Annotated in this window: 17 protein-coding genes and 1 pseudogene; 9 read left to right on the top strand and 9 right to left on the bottom strand. The window is 43.8% G+C overall.

The window, feature by feature from the left end; translation table 11 throughout:
• Positions 1–10: 10 nt before the first annotated feature.
• Positions 11–1,981 (bottom strand): acetate--CoA ligase, encoded by a 1,971-nt coding sequence (acs, locus tag MiAbW_RS07825; RefSeq protein WP_151695629.1) that lies wholly within the window; start codon positions 1,979–1,981, stop codon positions 11–13.
• A gap of 251 nt (positions 1,982–2,232) precedes the next feature.
• Between acs and psaC the strand changes: the two genes are divergently transcribed.
• A complete protein-coding gene (gene psaC, locus MiAbW_RS07820; RefSeq protein ID WP_002764973.1) occupies positions 2,233–2,478 on the top strand; it encodes a photosystem I iron-sulfur center protein PsaC in 246 nt (81 codons plus the stop codon).
• A gap of 102 nt (positions 2,479–2,580) precedes the next feature.
• Here psaC and MiAbW_RS07815 read toward each other — a convergent pair whose 3' ends face one another.
• Positions 2,581–3,270, bottom strand: a complete 690-nt coding sequence (locus MiAbW_RS07815) for a Uma2 family endonuclease (protein ID WP_151695628.1) — start codon at positions 3,268–3,270, stop codon at positions 2,581–2,583.
• Between the two features lie 75 nt (positions 3,271–3,345).
• On the opposite strand from MiAbW_RS07815, the gene MiAbW_RS07810 reads away from it, so the two are divergent.
• Entirely contained in the window at positions 3,346–4,074 is a 729-nt protein-coding gene (locus MiAbW_RS07810; RefSeq protein WP_151695627.1) for an ABC transporter ATP-binding protein, read from the top strand.
• A 2-nt stretch (positions 4,075–4,076) separates the two neighbouring features.
• On the opposite strand, the gene MiAbW_RS07805 is transcribed toward MiAbW_RS07810, so the two are convergent.
• The gene (locus MiAbW_RS07805; protein ID WP_151695656.1) at positions 4,077–4,847 is read right to left on the bottom strand and encodes a class II glutamine amidotransferase; all 771 of its coding nucleotides are present in this window, start codon (positions 4,845–4,847) and stop codon (positions 4,077–4,079) included.
• 443 nt (positions 4,848–5,290) lie between these two features.
• Between MiAbW_RS07805 and thrC the strand changes: the two genes are divergently transcribed.
• Positions 5,291–6,400 (top strand): threonine synthase, encoded by a 1,110-nt coding sequence (thrC, locus tag MiAbW_RS07800; protein ID WP_151695626.1) that lies wholly within the window; start codon positions 5,291–5,293, stop codon positions 6,398–6,400.
• Between the two features lie 30 nt (positions 6,401–6,430).
• Here the strand turns inward: thrC and hisB are convergent, their stop codons facing one another.
• From hisB to MiAbW_RS07785, 3 genes are all read right to left on the bottom strand, one after another.
• On the bottom strand, positions 6,431–7,060 hold the full coding sequence (gene hisB / locus MiAbW_RS07795) for an imidazoleglycerol-phosphate dehydratase HisB (protein WP_151695625.1): 630 nt from the start codon (positions 7,058–7,060) through the stop codon (positions 6,431–6,433).
• 105 nt (positions 7,061–7,165) lie between these two features.
• Positions 7,166–8,689: an energy transducer TonB gene (locus tag MiAbW_RS07790; RefSeq protein WP_151695624.1), complete on the bottom strand. Its 1,524-nt coding sequence runs from the start codon at positions 8,687–8,689 to the stop codon at positions 7,166–7,168.
• A gap of 172 nt (positions 8,690–8,861) precedes the next feature.
• The gene (locus MiAbW_RS07785) at positions 8,862–9,545 is read right to left on the bottom strand and encodes a hypothetical protein (RefSeq protein ID WP_151695623.1); all 684 of its coding nucleotides are present in this window, start codon (positions 9,543–9,545) and stop codon (positions 8,862–8,864) included.
• Positions 9,546–10,122: 577 nt separating this feature from the next.
• Here MiAbW_RS07785 and MiAbW_RS07780 point away from each other — a divergent pair.
• From MiAbW_RS07780 to plsY, 3 genes are all read left to right on the top strand, one after another.
• Positions 10,123–10,302, top strand: coding sequence for a replication restart DNA helicase PriA (locus MiAbW_RS07780; RefSeq protein WP_151695622.1), 180 nt, complete (start codon positions 10,123–10,125; stop codon positions 10,300–10,302).
• A gap of 257 nt (positions 10,303–10,559) precedes the next feature.
• Positions 10,560–11,585: an ABC transporter ATP-binding protein gene (locus tag MiAbW_RS07775; protein ID WP_151695621.1), complete on the top strand. Its 1,026-nt coding sequence runs from the start codon at positions 10,560–10,562 to the stop codon at positions 11,583–11,585.
• A 183-nt stretch (positions 11,586–11,768) separates the two neighbouring features.
• A complete protein-coding gene (gene plsY, locus MiAbW_RS07770) occupies positions 11,769–12,425 on the top strand; it encodes a glycerol-3-phosphate 1-O-acyltransferase PlsY (protein WP_151695620.1) in 657 nt (218 codons plus the stop codon).
• A 568-nt stretch (positions 12,426–12,993) separates the two neighbouring features.
• On the opposite strand, the pseudogene MiAbW_RS20665 reads toward plsY, so the two are convergent.
• From MiAbW_RS20665 to MiAbW_RS07750, 3 genes and pseudogenes are all read right to left on the bottom strand, one after another.
• Positions 12,994–13,053: pseudogene (locus tag MiAbW_RS20665) on the bottom strand (hypothetical protein); the annotation flags it as partial.
• Complete coding sequence (locus tag MiAbW_RS07760) at positions 13,050–13,274, bottom strand: hypothetical protein (RefSeq protein ID WP_151695618.1); 225 nt, start codon at positions 13,272–13,274, stop codon at positions 13,050–13,052. The pseudogene MiAbW_RS20665 and the gene MiAbW_RS07760, both read right to left, overlap by 4 nt.
• A 203-nt stretch (positions 13,275–13,477) precedes the next feature.
• Complete coding sequence (locus tag MiAbW_RS07750; RefSeq protein WP_238707218.1) at positions 13,478–13,726, bottom strand: nucleotidyltransferase family protein; 249 nt, start codon at positions 13,724–13,726, stop codon at positions 13,478–13,480.
• Positions 13,727–13,950: 224 nt separating this feature from the next.
• On the opposite strand from MiAbW_RS07750, the gene crtH reads away from it, so the two are divergent.
• The 3 genes from crtH (at position 13,951) to MiAbW_RS19990 (ending at position 17,760) form a co-directional block, all read left to right on the top strand.
• Positions 13,951–15,462, top strand: a complete 1,512-nt coding sequence (crtH, locus tag MiAbW_RS07745) for a carotenoid isomerase (RefSeq protein ID WP_151695617.1) — start codon at positions 13,951–13,953, stop codon at positions 15,460–15,462.
• A gap of 305 nt (positions 15,463–15,767) precedes the next feature.
• Positions 15,768–17,447 (top strand): ABC1 kinase family protein, encoded by a 1,680-nt coding sequence (locus MiAbW_RS07740; RefSeq protein WP_151695616.1) that lies wholly within the window; start codon positions 15,768–15,770, stop codon positions 17,445–17,447.
• Positions 17,448–17,589: 142 nt separating this feature from the next.
• Positions 17,590–17,760, top strand: a complete 171-nt coding sequence (locus MiAbW_RS19990) for a hypothetical protein (RefSeq protein WP_238707217.1) — start codon at positions 17,590–17,592, stop codon at positions 17,758–17,760.
• The last annotated feature ends 4 nt before the right edge of the window (positions 17,761–17,764 follow it).

Here is a 17,764-nt window from a genome sequence, read left to right as displayed (position 1 = left end):
GGCAATTAAATTAGGTACCTTGCCGTAATTTGTCCAAAACCGATCGATCTTCTAGAGTAGAAGTATCACCGGAAATCTCTTGACCTGATGCTAAAGTTCGCAAGAGACGACGCATAATTTTACCCGATCGCGTTTTTGGCAGTACATCGGTAAAACGGATTTCTCCCGGTCGGGCAATAATGCCAATTTCCTTGACAACGTGATCCTTTAATGCTTGCGCTAACTCCTGACTCGCTTCATAATGTCCCTCCAGAGTCACAAAAGCATAGACTTCTTCCCCTTTAATTTCATCTGGCCGTCCCACCACAGCCGCCTCCGCTACCGCTGGATGAGATACTAAAGCTGATTCGATCTCCATTGTCCCTAAACGGTGGCCAGAAACGCTAATCACGTCATCAACGCGCCCCATTACCCAGAAATAACCGTCCTCGTCCTGACGACTACCATCCCCAGCAAAATAGAGATATTGGCCATCTTTGGGGGCGATCTGTTCCCAGTAGGTATTGCGGAAGCGATCAGGATTTTTATAGACTGTTCGCATCATACCGGGCCAGGGATGTTTGACCACCAGATAACCCCCCTCATTCGCTTGGGTGGGATTGCCCTCTAAGTCCACCACTGCGGCGATAATACCGGGAAAAGGTAGGGTTGCTGACCCCGGTTTGGTGGCAATTGCCCCAGGTAAGGGAGTAATCATAATTCCCCCAGTTTCCGTTTGCCACCAAGTATCGACAATCGGACATTTTTCCTTACCGATAACCCGGTGATACCACATCCAAGCTTCCGGGTTAATCGGTTCTCCCACGGTTCCCAGTAAGCGCAAAGAGGATAAATCCCGGCTATTGGGGATATCTTCCCCCATTTTGATAAAAGCGCGGATAGCAGTGGGGGCAGTATAAAAGATATTAACGCGATATTTCTCGATTACATCCCAAAAACAGCCTAAATTAGAGGGACGGGGAACCCCTTCATACATTACCGTCGTTGCACCATTGGAAAGCGGTCCGTAAACGATATAACTATGGCCAGTAATCCAACCCACATCGGCAGTACACCAGTAAACATCGGTGTCTTTCAGGTCAAAAATCCATTTGCTGGTGACATGGGTGTAAAGATTATAACCGCCGGTGGTGTGGACGACTCCTTTCGGTTTGCCGGTGGAACCACTGGTATAGAGGATAAATAACATATCTTCGCTATCCATCGGTTCGGACGGACAATTAGCAGATACCTGTTTTTGTAGATCATGCCACCAGTAATCGCGATCGGGAACCATATTGATTGCTTCCTTGCTGCGCTGGACAACGAGAACTTTTTCCACACTGGGGGCGCTATTATCGGCTAGAGCCAGATCCACCTGTTCCTTGAGGGCAACGACTTTATCCTTGCGGAAACCACCATCGGCAGTGATTACTACCTTAGCGGCCGCATCATTAAGACGATCGCGCAAAGCATCGGCACTAAATCCCCCAAAAACTACACTGTGGGGCGCGCCAATTCTGGCACAGGCTAACATAGCGATGGCCGCTTCGGGAATCATCGGCATATAAATTCCGACCACATCGCCTTTTTTCACGCCTAATTCCTTTAAAGCGTTGGCAAATTGACACACTTCTCGGTGTAGCTGTTCGTAGGTAATGGTGCGGCTGTCTCCCGGTTCTCCTTCCCAAATGATGGCGGCTTTATTGCGTCTCCAGGTGGTGAGATGTCTGTCAATACAGTTGTAACAAATATTAATCTTGCCGTTGACGAACCATTTAGCAAAGGGGGGCTGCCAGTCAAGAGTCTCTGACCATTTTTCAAACCAATGTAGTTCTTTTTCGGCTAATTGGGCCCAAAAAGCCTGGGGATCAGCCTTGGCTTTGGCGTAGAGTTGCCGGTATTCTTCAAAGCTTTTAATGGTGGCATTCTGGGCAAATTCGGCACTGGGGGGAAACAGCCGATTTTCCTGTAGGATCGATTCGATCGCTATTTCTGTCATACTGGCAAACGAAATAAATTATCTTGCGATCCAGATTACCTTTTTCGGTTCCCCCCGTAACCTTGGCAAGCAATTCTTTAAGGCTATTTTAGGATTACTCGATCCCCAACTAGCGATCGCCACTTGGCCCCAAGTGTTACAGAGTTTAAAGTTATGTCACCGATCGAGCGATGAACAGATCGCTGTAAGGTAAACTAACCGATAAACCCGAAATTTAACATGGAGAACACTCGGTAAGGAGTCATAATTCAATGTCTCATAGCGTTAAAATTTACGATACCTGTATCGGTTGCACCCAATGCGTTCGGGCTTGTCCCCTCGACGTGCTGGAAATGGTTCCTTGGGATGGCTGTAAAGCTGCCCAGATTGCCTCTTCCCCCCGCACTGAAGACTGTGTTGGTTGTAAGCGTTGCGAAACCGCTTGTCCGACGGATTTCTTAAGCATTCGGGTTTATCTCGGAGCAGAAACCACCCGCAGCATGGGTCTAGCCTACTAGGCCCGGCAATCATTCTGTGTTTAACATTTAGCGAAAACTAATCTTGTTAAGAGGACTAACCAGTCCTCTTTTTTTGTTATACTCCCGTCGCTAGTGAAGATTTTAGTTAGGTAATTCCCCAAAAAGTTGACGATATTTTTGCAGTTTTGCCTCCATTTCTACTAACTGCTGATTAGCCTGTTCAGCCCGTTGGCGTTCATTTTCAGCCCGTTGCTTTTCCTGTTCCAGTAGTTGATTAATTTCGCTGTAGGACAAGAATTGAGTACCATCAGGACGATAAATTTTTAACTCGTCGGTTAAGTCAAAACGAATGCCTAAACGGGGACTCACCCAATTATTAACCTCACTAACACTGTCTAAACTGTCACCAATTCGCTGCCAAGCTTCTAGACTATTATCATCCGGATCATAGACGTAGTATTCTTGGACTCCATAGCGATCATAAAATAGCAATTTTTTGGCCATTTCGATGGAGGTATTACTGGGAGAAAGAATCTCAAAGACAACTTGAGGAGCAAGATTATCTTCTTGCCATTGTTTATAGGAACCTCGATCGCCTTTCGGTCTGCCAAATACTACCATCGTATCAGGAGCGGCGGCTATTTTGGGCTGGCCTTCCACGGGATACCATAACAGATCCCCCGCCACAAATACCTGGGGATCATCGATATATAACCAGTCGAGATTCTGATTAATCGTTACTATCCAGTTAAATTGTTTAGTATTATCTGCCATCGGTTTACCGTCGCTCTCAGGATAGATAATCTCGGTTTTGTTAACTTGACTAACCATGGGGAATACCTGCCGAACTCATTGGGCTATTTTTATTATATAATAAACTTGAACTAAGTAAGGAAAAGAACGCTCTTGATTTTAGAACTACAGCAAGTAAATTTAGCTATCCGACGCAGCAGTGCTTATCTGTTAGAAGATATTACTTTTAGCATCAAGCAAGGAGAAAAGTTAGCTATTGTCGGAGCATCTGGGGCAGGAAAAACGACTATTTTACGATTGTTAAATCGTTTGCAGGAACCAAGCACGGGAAATATTTATTTTCAAGGTAAATCGATTAAGGAAATACCGGTTATTTCCCTGCGACAACAGATAGTTTTATTGCTACAAGAGTCGAAGTTATTAGGGATGACTGTTCGAGATGCTCTCGCTTATCCTCTGCAATTTAAAAAACTTAACCCTGCTGAAATTAATCAGAGAATTGACCGTTGGGCATCCCTGTTAAAAATTCCTCAACAGTGGTTTGAACGCGGGGAGTTAGAATTATCTTTAGGACAAAGACAATTAGTGGCAATTACTAGAGCTTTGCTGTTAGAACCGAGCATACTGTTATTAGATGAACCTACGTCTGCTCTAGATACAGGCACGGCCAGCAGGTTATTAGAAGTATTAAATAATCAAAGTTCAATGACGATAATTATGGTCAATCATCAACTAGATTTTTTAGAGGAATTTGCCGAGAGAGTTATTTATCTAGAAGCGGGAAAAATTGGTTCAGATTGCCTCGCCAATCAATTAGATTGGTTAGGGTTAAAAACTCAGTTAATTGATTTAGAAAAATCTCGACAAAGTGACCACTGGTAAGATTAACTTAAAACTGCTGCGCCCTCATGAAAAACTAATAATTCCCCTGCATTAATCGGTGTCCAAACTTCATTATCAGTTAAGGGAGTAGTGGCAATAATTGCCACTTGATCGCCGGGATGAGCTAAAGCTTGAAAATCAACGCTAACATCTTCATCGATTAAATGAGCTGCGGCAAAAGGATACTGACGGATTATATAGCTTAATTTCGTCGAACAATGGGCAAAAAAATGTTCACCATCGGATAAAAGATAATTAAAAATACCTTGACAAGCGATAGAGTTTGTGATAGTTTTTAGGACTTGATAGAGTTGTTCTAGGGAAGGCTTGCCCTGGGGAAAAGTCTCTCGCAGGGTATTAAGAATTAAACAGAAAGCTCTTTCCGAATCCGTCTCCCCAACCGGTTGATAAAAATCTCCCGCAGCAGGTGAGAAATTTTCTAAATTACCATTATGGGCAAAAACCCAATATTTTCCCCACAATTCTCGCCGAAAAGGATGACAGTTTTCTAGTTTAATTTCTCCTTGGGTGGCTTTGCGAATATGGGCGATAACATTGGTAGAATGGATGGGATAGTTTTTAATTAATTCCGCAATCGGAGAAGCGATCGAGGGTTTAACATCAATAAAAGTTCGACAACCTAAACCTTCAAAAAAAGCGATGCCCCAACCGTCTCGATGTTCGTCGGTTTTGCCTCCCCGCGCACAAAATCCCTCAAAGGAAAAACAGATATCCGTGGGGACATTACAATTCATGCCTAGAAGTTGACACATAGTTGCTTGAGTTTGAATATCAGATGCTGGCAAAATTACTGCCAGCAGCCGTGACAGGAGACAGGAGAATTTTTTCCAGCTGCCTCTTGCCTATCCTAGCTAAGAAATTAATCTGGCACTACTACTAATTAGCGTTTGCTGAAAAAGTTTCTTGGTGTGTGTGGGGTTTTACCCATTTTCAGAAGGTTTTTAGATTTATTCAGTAAACCCTAATTAAATCAACCTCTGAAAGACAAAAAGAGCAAAAAATCAGATTTATAGCGATAAAATAACTATTTTTTTGCCTAAAAGCCCATTTATTTGCTGTTATTGCCTTTTATCTTTCCGCATCCCTGTTTTAACCCCCATGAATCCCAATCGGGCGATCGAGATTAATTTTTTTGCCTGCTTATTGGATAAAATGGGAAATCAGGCCATCTAATCAAATCTGTATCCTTAAGGCTATGACAACTATTGCTCGATCGAACCCCCAATCACCCACTAAATCCTCGTCTATCGGCGGCTGGCGCGGTTTGATCGAAGAATATCGCCAATTTCTGCCCGTAAGCAGTAACACCCCTGTAATTACCCTCCTAGAAGGCAATACACCCCTGATCCCCGCCCCCTATCTCTCAGCACAAATCGGGCGCGATGTCAAGGTTTTTGTCAAATATGATGGTTTAAATCCCACCGGCAGCTTTAAAGACCGGGGCATGACCATGGCCATCTCGAAAGCGAAGGAAGAAGGGGCAAAAGCGGTGATTTGTGCCAGTACCGGGAACACCTCGGCGGCGGCGGCAGCCTATGCAAGAAGGGCCGGGATGCGGGCCTTTGTGATTATCCCCGACGGTTATGTGGCCTTAGGAAAATTAGCCCAAGCTTTATTGTACGGAGCCGAAGTCATCGCTATTAATGGCAACTTCGATGATGCCCTCAAGATTGTCCGCCAACTATCAGAAAATTATCCCGTAACTTTAGTCAATTCCGTCAATCCCTACCGTTTAGAGGGTCAAAAAACCGCCGCTTTCGAGATTGTCGATGTCTTGGGTAATGCTCCCGACTGGTTATGTATTCCCGTGGGTAATGCCGGCAATATTAGCGCCTATTGGATGGGATTCTGTCAGTATCACCAGATAGGTAAATGTGACCGACTGCCGAAGATGATGGGTTTTCAGGCCGCCGGGGCTGCCCCTTTTATCTCTAAACAACCGGTTGACCATCCCGAAACCCTAGCCACGGCTATCCGTATCGGCAACCCCGCTAACTGGGAAAAAGCTTGGGCCGCTAGTCACGCTAGTCAAGGACAATTTCACGCGGTCAGCGATGAGGAAATATTGGCAGCCTATCGGATTTTAGGGGGCCAGGAGGGGGTTTTCTGTGAACCAGCCAGCGCCGCTTCTGTGGCAGGATTATTAAAAGTGCATCAACAGGTTCCCGATGGGGCTACCGTAGTGTGTGTTTTAACGGGAAATGGACTAAAAGACCCAGATTCGGCGGTAAAATACAGCAATAATCAACTAAAATCTGGGATTGATCCCGAATTAACCCAAGTGGCTCAAATTATGGGCTTCTAAGCTAACGTTAATTCGGGTTAAGCAGTGCTTCTATAAAACTCCCTTAGAACTGGGAATTATACCGGCGCGACGGGGATCGATCGCTATGGCCATACTCATCGCCCGGGCAAAAGCTTTAAAAGTAGCCTCAATAATATGATGGGAATTAATCCCGTCTAATTGGCGAATATGTAGGGTCATTTGACTGTGATTGACCAAAGCAACGAAAAATTCCCGCACTAGCTGAGTATCGTAGGTTCCCACTCTTTGGGTGGGAATTTCTAGACCATAACTGAGGTGGGGGCGACCGGAAAAATCGAGGGCAACTTGCACTAAAGCTTCATCGAGAGGGGCGACAAAATGCCCGAAACGGACGATCCCTTTTTTGTCTCCCAAAGCTTGCAGTAAAGCTTGTCCGAGGGTGATTCCCACGTCTTCATTGGTGTGATGGTCATCAATTTCTAGATCTCCAGTGGCACGCACATCGAGATCGATCGCAGCGTGGGAGGCGATTTGCTGCAACATATGATCAAGAAAGGGAATTCCTGTCTGGGGGCGACAATTGCCGCTACCATCAAGATCGATCGTCACCTGTACATCGGTTTCTTTGGTAGTACGACTAACCGAGGCGCGACGGCAAGGTGAGACAAAAGAATCGGGTATCTGGGAAGTGGAAATCATTTAAGTAAAAATATGGACTAGGAAGATGAGAGTTTTTTTCAGTAATCAGTAAACCTAAAACTCACATCTGATCACTGATTACTGATCACTGAAAAGGCTGACGGCCTAACTTTCTGGCTCAACTTTAGCTTCCGCCGGGGGACTGGGGGGCAACACTTCCTCGCCCAGGGGTTGAGGATTTTGGCTAGTGGGGGGACTAGCGGGGGAAACCTCTGGCTGATTGAGAGCGGGGGTTTGGGGAGGAGTTTCCGGGGCTTTTTCCTCGATTATCGCATCTTTGGGCGCTTCTGGCTGGGTTTGGGCTGGATTTGTCCCTGGGGTTGCGGGGGGCTTGACGTTATCCGGTTGGGGACTAACGGCGGGTTGCGGGGGTTGATTGGGACGAAGCGGGGGTTCAATTGCCGGCGTTGCGGGGGGGGAGTTACGCGTATTGAGGTTGCTACCCTCCGGTTTTGGGGGATTAGCGATCGTACCTCGGCACACTTCCGGGTTAGGGGCAAAACTGACGCTCACCTGATAGATTCTCGACTCACCACTGGGATTATTAAAGCGAGTTAAGCGTACCTCCCTGGCCCCCTGTTGATTGAAAATCGGGAAGCCAGCACTTTTAATTAACTGGGGTTCACTGCTGAGGCGGCCTTGGCTATCCACCGTCACCCCATAAACCGCCGTCCCCGCTAATTGACGGGAACAAGCCGTAGCGGGATAATTACCGGTCAAATTGACGGTAGTTATGCCTCTGCTGCCCTGATTGGGCTGATTTAGTTCATTTAAGGCGTTAGGATTACTTTTTTGGACTCTGGCCAGCCAATCCACCTGATTTCTCCTGGCCTCCTCGTTACTGGTATTACTTTTATCCGCCTCTAGGGAGCGCAAACGTTCCCGCATTTCCCACATTAATTGTTGACGACGCTGTTCATCGATGGGCGATTGACCATTCGGATCTGGCGTGCGGGCTAAGGAATTGTTTAATTGTTGCTGCGCCTGTTGCGATGCACTAAGAGGGGAATTTCGCAATCTATCTAAAGTTAGATTATCTTGGTAGGGATCGAAGTAAGGCCGGACCTGCTGGTTATTAGTCTCCCTCGGCAGATTATTATTATCTGGCAGGGTGGGAACAGAAGGAGGACTGGGTAAACTGGGGGTAGAAGTGGGAAAATTGCGAGGAATCGGTAATCTCCCCAGGGAGGGGATAGATGCCATGGGAGGAGAATAGATATTGACGGGGGGTAAAGAGGAGAGGGGAGGTAAAGCAGGTAAGGAAGGTAAGGGAGGTAAGGGAGGAAGGGAAGAAACCGAGGGTAAAGGAGGTAAGGTGCTGTTATGGATACCATCCATGGGGGGGAGAGGAGGCAAAGAGGAAGAAGACGAATTGGGGTTAGGCAGTTCCGGTAAGCTGGACAGGGAGGGGTCGAGATTGGGAAGACGTGACTGCTCTAGAGAGTTCAATTCAATCAGATTGACGTTGCGTAATTCCTTTTTTGGCTCCTGCGCTGGATTATTGAGGAAATTAGGTAAGATAATCGCTAAAAGTAGGCCATGAATACCAAGAGAAGCGGCGAACGAGAGATTATTAGAGTTAATTAGTTTATTTTCTTCGGTTTCTAGACCAAAATAGGAGGATGTCATAATCTAGTTAATTGAGCAGAGCCTTGAGGGGAAAAGTTAACTCTATTCTAATCGTCAAGGCGATTTTTTTTTCTTGAGGGCGGGGAATTAATTGGTGTCAGTACCCCACCACCCCACACCCCACACCCCACACCCCACACCCTGCCCCTAGGAAAAACTTTTTCAGCCAACCCTACTTATACTGCGATCGAGCCACAGCTTTTAATTTAGGATATAATTCCGAAGGGTCTAACAAAGGGGTAAACTCATCGATTACCGGCTTAAAATTAGCCGGAAAATTCTCCCTAGTTCCATGGCCGTTAGCCGATTTAGGCACTGATTCTAATTCAGGGAATTTGGGCGTTTCCGTGGTTAACTGTGAGAATAATTCCTCCACATCACTCATTCCTTGGCGAGGATCATCAAAAAGAGAAGTTTCTAGGTTGAATAAAGAATCTTTAGCCATGGCTACTGTGCCATTATTATCGGTTTTTAGCGCTTGTGGCTCTGGATCAGGCCGCTCAAGGGTGGCAGAAAGCATATTGACCTGTTCCTCTTTAGGGATAACTACCGTTTTTTTGCCATTTAACTGGGAATCTGGCAAGTTTTTACAAACCAAGCGCTCGAATTCCCCCGTAAAATGAAAGGTAGGATGGCCGCGACGGTGCCAAATTTTGAGAATTTCCTCCACCGAAATGACTTTGTAACGTCCCTGATAGAGTGCCTCTAAAATCGCCATGCGAATCCAATTTAGCGAATAGGTGGGCAACCAGCGCTCGATTAATTCCTGCGCTTTATATCCTCTCATTTCAAATCGATATTGGTTGAGTATAGTCGCTATCTGCATGAGGTTGATCTCTGGGTTAATCTCTGCCATAGAATTTACAAAAACAGTGCGCGCAATCGTTATGGCTACTAGGCATTCTATATATTAAGATTCTATTCAGGTTTTTCCTAGTGGTTTTTACTTATTCTCCCCACACTTACCCTTGCGAGCATCTCCACTCAAGGTCAGTTGACTCCCTAGAGTCGGGTTCGCTTTTGGTGGCAATTTATCTCCTCTGGCGACCTTAAGATAGTTTTTGTCTTTCCATTGATCAGGCGATCGAGTTTACACCTCTTTGGTACCACAACTTGAGTAATTTGTCAAGGAAAAAGCAATATTTCCTCTGAGATAAATTTCCCTCTTGACTAAGTTGGTAGAGCAAGTTTCTTTGTTCTATGTTAGGATGTTGGGGGCTTCGTTTTTGGGTCTGATTTGTTTTTGTATTGATCGGACAGTACCTGATGAGCCTTTTTCTGTCAACTCTTGAGGATTCGTGCGTTTCATGTCTTAATTGGCGATCAGATTATCGGTTTTACGATGGGGATCAAGGAAAAAATAGGCTTAAACCGATTGGGATCAAGAAAAACTAGCTTTATATACAGAAGATAACTAATCAAAGAGGTTTGCTATGATCACCTGGCAACAAGTACGCTGTCCTAATTGTGGAAATTTTGCCGAAAGACAGCATATTTTAGAACACCATCTCGTTAGCACGGCCTGTCCTCGCTGTGATTATCTGTTAATTAGTTGCAGTCTGACGGGAAATGTACTAGAGTGCCATGCACCTGGTATTGGGTTAAGAAGTTAACTAAGGGAGAGATTCTGGAGACAAGGACAGAAATTAAATAGGGCAGGCTGAAAAACAACTGCCTGTAAGCATCTCACGGAAAAACTAATGCGTCCTGGGTTTTAGCGATTCTACCCTCAAAAGCTGGGGAGTGATCAAATCGCAAATAACGTCCAATTTTAGCTGAGAGTTTCCTTTTGAAGTGGGGAATGTGGGTTAAAATAGACCGAGAAAGTTAACAAAAAAATTGTCTCGCTCAAGTCGGCGAAAATCAGCTTATGACCCTTGCGGTGGCGATCAAAAAGTTAAAAAAATCCTACGGTCAGACGGCAGCGGTTAAAGATATATCCTTTACCGTGGCAGCGGCAGAAATCTTCGGTTTACTCGGTCCCAATGGTGCGGGGAAAACCACCACGATTCGCTGTCTTTGTACCCTTGCTAAACCCGATGGCGGCAAAATCGAGGTGGGGGGTGTCGATGCCCTGAATAACCCCAAATCCGCCCGTAAACGCCTAGGTTACGTTGCCCAAGAAGTCGCCCTCGATAAAATGCTCACGGGCCGGGAACTGTTGCAACTACAAGCGGCTCTCTATCACATTCCCGCTCAAAAGTCAAGAGATCGCATCAAAGAATTAATAAATCTTTTAGGATTAGAGGAATACGCCGACAAAAAAACAGGAACCTATTCCGGCGGCATCAAAAAACGGCTGGATTTAGCGGCGGGATTGCTGCATCAGCCGGAAGTTTTGGTGCTGGATGAACCGACTGTGGGACTAGATATCGAAAGTCGTTTGATTGTCTGGGATTTTCTGCGACAATTGCGGGCGGCCGGAACCAGTGTATTAATTACCAGCCATTATCTCGAAGAAATCGACGCTTTGGCCGATAACTTGGCAATTATCGACAATGGTATCGTCATTGCTCGCGGTACGCCCTCACAACTGAAGGAACAACTGGGCGGCGATCGCATTACCCTAAAAGTGCGGGAATTTTCCCCAGAGGAAGAAGCTTTCAAAGCAAAAGAGTTATTATCCCGTCTGCCTTTTGTCGAGGAAGTGATCGTCAATACCGTCCAGGGTAACTCCCTGAATCTGATTGTGACGGCGAATAGCAATCCTTTAAGCAAAATTGAACAAACCCTAGCCGAATCGGGATTACCCGTGTTTAGCATCGCCCAATCCCGTCCTAGTCTCGATGATGTCTATCTAGCGGCCACCGGACGCACCCTGATGGATGCGGAAATTGCCGCCGCCAGCAGTCGCGACCTCAAGGCGGAGAAAAAACAAGCGATGAAGGAATCCTAGCCCGGCGAGAAAGGCTGTAATATTGCCTAATTGACTAGTTAAATCATCTTTCTGGCGGGGGAAGGGGCGAAGGACTTGCGCAGGGCGGCAATTCCCGTCTATGGTTCCCTGTGAGTGTTTTTTTGTCTTCAAGTTGATACACTGATAACGGCACTCGCTCTTGCTAAAAATTGGGGTTAATTTATGCTTATTCCGATTCTTATCAGTCTTACTGTCTTACTTTTATCCTATCTGCTCGGTTCGATTCCCACGGGTTATTTAATCGGTAAATACAGCAAAGGTATCGATATTCGTGACTATGGTTCCGGTTCCACGGGGGCCACCAATGTGCTGAGAACTCTGGGAAAAACTGCTGGGGCGGCGGTGTTATTAATTGATATGTTAAAAGGAATGGCGGCGGTGTCCCTGGTACGAGGACTATATTTTATTGATGTCAATCCTCTTCCGGAAAGTTGGTATTATTGGTTAATTATCGGGGCAGCATTGGGGGCAGTCATCGGTCATAGTAAATCGATTTTCTTGAATTTTAGCGGTGGTAAATCCGTTGCCACCAGTTTAGGGGTTTTATTAGTGATGAATCCCTTAGTGGCTTGCGGAACTTTGGCGAGTTTTTTAGTTATGCTCGCACTTTTCCGGATTGTTTCTTTAGGTTCGATTATCGGGGCGCTGGTGGTGAATATTTTAATGATTGTTTTGGGTCAACCTCTCCCCTATATTTTATTTAGTTTGATTGCGGGGATCTATGTGATTGTTCGTCATCAGGGTAATATTAAAAGATTGTTGGCAGGGACGGAACCGAAAATAGGTCAGAAAGTACAGCAATCATCGGCAGTAGGTTAAATAACTTTCTCAAGTCAGAATAACCACTGTCAAATAAAGTTGACGGTTCAGAGAAAAAGTCAATTTAAATGGATTAAACTCTTGCCCTTAGTCGGTGGTAAGCTTAAGGCTTATGGGTTCTTTTATGAATATTTGAGAGGGGGAAAGATAGCGAGGAAATCATGGTTCGATGCCATAATTTCTGAACCTGTTCATTTATTAGTCAACTTATCGGTGAAAGATTGTGTTTTTTGACTTAACTTATTTAGCTAGTATAGTCATTTCAGATAAGTCTGATACAGTCTGGGCTGACAAAACCCGTATGAAATCTGGGATTGATATTCTCAATCTTAATTGAAATGACTATAAATCTCGATATAGCTTTTCTCATACCTGTGTGGCACAGTTAAACCTTTGCTGATTAAGCTTTTCGATATTGATAATGTACCTCTTGCGAACAGGAAATGCTATAAATTTGCTCGGTTTTTTCTGCTAATCGTTGCCAAGGGAATTTTTCTTCTACTTTTCTTTGACCGGCTATTCCGAGACTAGCGGCTAAATTATTAGCTAATAATACTTGACAAATTGTCTCGGCTATGGATTGAGATTCTTGAGGTACTAAAAAGCCATCAACCCCTTGAGAAATCACCTCAGCAACCGCAGGAATATCACAACCGATGACGGGTTTAGCAAAACTCCAAGCTGGAGTTTGAGGGCTAAACTTTTAGCACAAATATCGGCTAGTGTCGGGTTGGTTAGCATTGCCGCTTGAACTAAACGCATTTGGCTTTCTAGCTGATTTAATCTATTAACTTCCGTGGCAATATCAAGGGCGATTTCTTGTAATTCACTGGCACTCATCGGACGCATAAAGACATTCTCCTATTTGCAAAACTCTGTTAAGGAAATGAGGTTATAAGTCTTCTATGGGCTTTAAATCAAACCAGCGCTCGCTAATTATAGCAAAAAATGGGTTATTTAGGACGCTTTCAATTTTCAAACTCTTATCGGTCAAGGGTTTCAGCGATTGATTGTCCTAACCACCCCGATCTTTGCTATATAATTAACTTTTCCTAAAGCTTGAAAAAAAAACTTTCTGGGTGTATGCCAGCCACTGCTAGATCAATATCAGAAGTTTCATGAAATTTACCTTTAACTAGAGAACCAAATAGGATAATTTTGGTAATTGGAAAATTTTCTTTTAGATAATCAATAACTGGCGGAAGATTTTTCCTGGCTTCTTGGTCTAATTTTTGATTATATTCCTGCTGTTCTTTTTGGCGTTTTTGCCAGTATTCAAGATAGGGGTTACTTGCCGACATACTAATTATAGTATCGAGAATTTAGCTTAAGTTTCAAGCTCTTTTTCTAAGTTGCTGTAGATTTTTCTTGCCCTGTCTAAATTAATTTTCAATTGTCCATAATCAATATTGGTGCCGTAGTCATATTGATCGCCAAATTTTTGGCTCCCAAAAATTAGCTGATAACTGACCGCTAGTCAAGGGTTACAATAGAAGACTGAAACAAAAATTTATAAAGTTGGGTTATGAGTAATCAGTACGATGCGATCGTGATTGGGTCGGGAATCGGGGGATTGGTGACAGCGACGCAATTAACGGCAAAAGGGGCAAAAGTCCTAGTTTTAGAGAGTTATCTGATTCCGGGGGGCAGCGCGGGTTATTTTGAACGAGAGGGTTATCGTTTTGATGTGGGCGCTTCGATGATTTTTGGTTTTGGCAAAAAGGGGACGACTAACCTCCTAACCAAGGCTTTGGCAGCGGTGGATATGAGTATCGAAACCATTGCGGATCCCGTCCAGATCCATTATCATCTCCCAGACGGATTAGACTTAAAAGTTCATCGCGACTACGAACAATTTTTACAGGAATTAATTAGCCATTTTCCCGCAGAAAAAACCGGTATCCGGCGCTTTTACGATGAATGCTGGCAGGTGTTTAATTGCCTCAATAGTATGGATTTACTATCGCTGGAAGAACCCCGCTATCTGACTAGGGTTTTTTTCCAGCATCCCTTATCCTGTTTGGGATTGGTCAAGTATTTACCCCAAAATGCGGGAGATGTGGCCAGAAAATATATTAAAGACCCGAAATTATTGAAATTTATCGACATGGAGTGTTATTGTTGGTCGGTAGTACCCGCCGATCGCACTCCGATGATTAATGCGGGGATGGTCTTTAGCGATCGCCATTACGGCGGAATTAACTATCCTCGAGGGGGAGTGGGACAGATTGCCCTCAAGTTAGTCGCAGGATTGAAAAAAGCCGGTGGTGAAATCCAGTATCAAGCGAGAGTAGCTGAGATTATTTTAGATGCAGGACGGGCGATCGGGGTAAGATTGACCAATGGTAAGGAATATTACGCTAAAAAGATTGTTTCTAATGCCACCCGTTGGGATACCTTCGAGAAACTACTCCCCCCGGAATCTCTCCCCCGCAGTGAAAAAAATTGGCAAAAACGCTATCAAAAATCCCCCAGTTTCCTAAGTTTACATCTGGGAGTCAAGGCCGATGTGTTACCATCAGGAAGCGAATGTCACCATATTTTACTAGAAGATTGGGAAAATATGGAAGCAGAACAGGGAACTATCTTTGTTTCTATTCCTACCTTACTCGATCCCTCCCTAGCACCCCGGGACCATCATATCATTCATACTTTCACCCCTAGCTGGATTGATCAATGGCAAAAACTGCCCCCCCAAGAATATCAACAGAAAAAAGAGGCCGCTGCTAATCGTCTCATCGATCGCCTGAAAAAACTCTTTCCCAAACTAGATACAGGATTAGATTATATCGAAATTGGCACGGCCCGCACCCATCGCCGCTTTTTGAATAGAATCGATGGCACTTACGGCCCAATACCGCGAAGAAAACTGTTAGGCTTGTTAGGAATGCCCTTTAATCGCACAGCTATTCCTAATCTTTATTGTGTGGGAGATAGTACCTTCCCCGGTCAAGGATTAAACGCGGTGGCCTTTTCCGGTTTTGCTTGCGGTCATCGTCTAGCGGTAGATCTCGGTTTGCCTCGTCCCAGAGATTAAAGGCTGAAAATCAGGCTTTTTACCGGCGAATTCTTCAACAGGTAGAGAATATTTGAGGGCGTTTCTCAGATAGATGAGCTGCATTTTGGCTACTGGAGTTTTTACTGGGGTTAGGAGTCGGTCTTCGATACCAAATTAGGTTACACTTCATCTTTATGAGAAACGCTGTGGATATTAATAATAATTTAGCTGAAAAAACAGCCCATTTAGAAACTGGCTCCTAACACCTCCTGGCCATTTTAGAGGAATTACTCACCAATGCAGCCAATAGAAACTAATAACTAATAACTAATAACTAATAACTGATGCTTACTCCCTTTGATTCCCCCAAATCTTTACATTGGCAGCAAAGCTTGAGATCGCCAATTATTCGTCAATTGGAAATATTTAGCTTTACAATGCAGTTTTTGACTTTTTTGCTCTGGGATCGTTTAACTGGGGCTAATAGGGGCAAAAAACGGCAAAGGAGAGCGAAATGGTTAGTAGATCACCTCATGAATTTGGGACCAACTTTTATTAAAATTGGACAATCTTTATCGACGCGAGCAGATTTAATTCCGCTCGAATATATCGAACAATTAACCAAATTACAGGATCGAGTTCCCGAATTTAATAGTCAAGAAGCGATCCGAGTTATTGAAACAGAATTAGGACAAACCATAGATAATTTATTTGAAAGTTTTACTGTTTCTCCCCTCGCTTGTGCCAGTTTAGGACAAGTGCATCGAGCGCGATTATTAAGTGGGGAAGAAGTCGTTATTAAGGTACAAAGACCGAATCTAGAAGGCCTATTTAATCTCGATTTTGAATTGTTGCATCGTCTCACCCGTTGGTTAAATATTGTCCCCGCGGTGAAAAAATATAATTTAGAAGCTATCTATCAAGAATTCTTTGAACTACTCTTTCAAGAAATCGATTATATTCATGAGGGCAAAAATGCTGATCGCTTTCGGGAAAATTTTAAGAATTATCCCCAGGTAAAAGTTCCTTTAGTGTACTGGCAATATACCACCCGCAAGGTGTTAACTTTGGAGTATGTGCCGGGGATTAAAGTCGATGATCGAGAGACTTTACTAGCTAATGGTATTAACGTAGATGGGATTATTCAACTGGGGATCTGTTCCTATCTCAAACAATTATTACAGGATGGTTTTTTCCAATCAGATCCTCATCCAGGTAATATGGCAGTTAGTCAGGAAGGGGAGTTAATTTTCTACGATTTTGGCACGATGTTCGAGGTAAAATCTGTTGCTAAAGATCAAATGATCGAAACCTTTTTCGCTGTCTTGAGAAAGGATACGGAAACAGTATTAAAAACTCTGGTGTATATGGGGTTAATTGAACCCGTTAGAGATCTGCAACCTGTGCGAAATATCTTGCAGTTTCTTTTAGATGAATTTCGCGACAAACCGGTAGATGTGAGGGCATTTGAACAAATTAGCGATCAAGTGTATTTAATGTTTAAACAGCAACCTTTTCGCTTACCTCCCCAAATGACTTTTATTATTAAATCTGTCACTACTTTGGATGGGATTGCTCGCTCTTTAGATCCCCAGTATAATTTATTAGCAGCTAGTCAACCTTTTGTGAAAAGTCTAGCGGTATCTGGAGGAACTACCAACACCATGCTTACCCTAGCTAATCAAGCGCGCACTTTTCTTAAACAACAATGGCAAAAAGGTAATAAAAACGAGAGAATGATCCGTCAATTAGAGGAAAAAATCGAGCGAGGAAATTTAGTTTTTCAAGTTAAGTCACGGGAAAATGAACGACTTCTCAAAACAATTTATCTAGGAATTAAAGTATTAATTAATGTCTGTCTATTGGGATTTAGCATTATCTCAGCTATATTTTTATTGGACAGCAACTATAGCAAGCTAGCTATTATTCCCTTCAGTCTAGCGGGGTTATTTGGTTTATTTTTTCTGCGTTCTTCCATGGCTTTATTGATTCAGGAAAGATTAGATAAAATGTTAGAAAAGTAAATAATTATCATTTTTATTAGTAGATGATTTTTGTTGCGGATAACAAAAATTAAAGTTTGACGGGCTGTCTGTTGACAAGATTTTTCAGAAGTTATCATAATGAAAATGTTTTCATTGTACCCAGCAGTAAGAGGACAAGAAAATGTTATTAAAATCTTTAGCGCTTGGTTCCCTTGTCGGATTATCCTTAGTTACATCGGTTCCAGTCTTGGCTAATCCTTCCCTTTCTCCAGTACAAACTAACGAAGCAATAATCGCTGTCGGTCAACAAAAATCCGATTTATTTGTTAATTTAACCACCGATGATCCTTGACGAG

Origin of the sequence: Microcystis aeruginosa NIES-4325 (genome assembly GCF_008974145.1) — a bacterium.
Lineage (GTDB): Bacteria > Cyanobacteriota > Cyanobacteriia > Cyanobacteriales > Microcystaceae > Microcystis > Microcystis aeruginosa_G.
This window is presented reverse-complemented; position numbering and strand designations above follow the sequence as displayed.

Excerpts from the sequence above, each read along its gene's own strand:
- hisB (WP_151695625.1), bottom strand. The coding sequence starts at position 7,060 with ATGATTTCCACTTCCCAGATACCCGATTCTTTTGTCTCACCTTGCCGT.
- MiAbW_RS07785 (WP_151695623.1), bottom strand. The coding sequence starts at position 9,545 with ATGGCAGAGATTAACCCAGAGATCAACCTCATGCAGATAGCGACTATA.
- MiAbW_RS07760 (WP_151695618.1), bottom strand. The coding sequence starts at position 13,274 with ATGCGTCCGATGAGTGCCAGTGAATTACAAGAAATCGCCCTTGATATT.
- crtH (WP_151695617.1), top strand. The coding sequence starts at position 13,951 with ATGAGTAATCAGTACGATGCGATCGTGATTGGGTCGGGAATCGGGGGA.
- thrC (WP_151695626.1), top strand. The coding sequence starts at position 5,291 with ATGACAACTATTGCTCGATCGAACCCCCAATCACCCACTAAATCCTCG.
- MiAbW_RS07805 (WP_151695656.1), bottom strand. The coding sequence starts at position 4,847 with ATGTGTCAACTTCTAGGCATGAATTGTAATGTCCCCACGGATATCTGT.
- MiAbW_RS19990 (WP_238707217.1), top strand. The coding sequence starts at position 17,590 with ATGTTATTAAAATCTTTAGCGCTTGGTTCCCTTGTCGGATTATCCTTA.
- MiAbW_RS07790 (WP_151695624.1), bottom strand. The coding sequence starts at position 8,689 with ATGACATCCTCCTATTTTGGTCTAGAAACCGAAGAAAATAAACTAATT.
- MiAbW_RS07775 (WP_151695621.1), top strand. The coding sequence starts at position 10,560 with ATGACCCTTGCGGTGGCGATCAAAAAGTTAAAAAAATCCTACGGTCAG.
- MiAbW_RS07815 (WP_151695628.1), bottom strand. The coding sequence starts at position 3,270 with ATGGTTAGTCAAGTTAACAAAACCGAGATTATCTATCCTGAGAGCGAC.
- acs (WP_151695629.1), bottom strand. The coding sequence starts at position 1,981 with ATGACAGAAATAGCGATCGAATCGATCCTACAGGAAAATCGGCTGTTT.
- MiAbW_RS07780 (WP_151695622.1), top strand. The coding sequence starts at position 10,123 with ATGATCACCTGGCAACAAGTACGCTGTCCTAATTGTGGAAATTTTGCC.
- MiAbW_RS07740 (WP_151695616.1), top strand. The coding sequence starts at position 15,768 with ATGCTTACTCCCTTTGATTCCCCCAAATCTTTACATTGGCAGCAAAGC.
- psaC (WP_002764973.1), top strand. The coding sequence starts at position 2,233 with ATGTCTCATAGCGTTAAAATTTACGATACCTGTATCGGTTGCACCCAA.
- plsY (WP_151695620.1), top strand. The coding sequence starts at position 11,769 with ATGCTTATTCCGATTCTTATCAGTCTTACTGTCTTACTTTTATCCTAT.
- MiAbW_RS07750 (WP_238707218.1), bottom strand. The coding sequence starts at position 13,726 with ATGTCGGCAAGTAACCCCTATCTTGAATACTGGCAAAAACGCCAAAAA.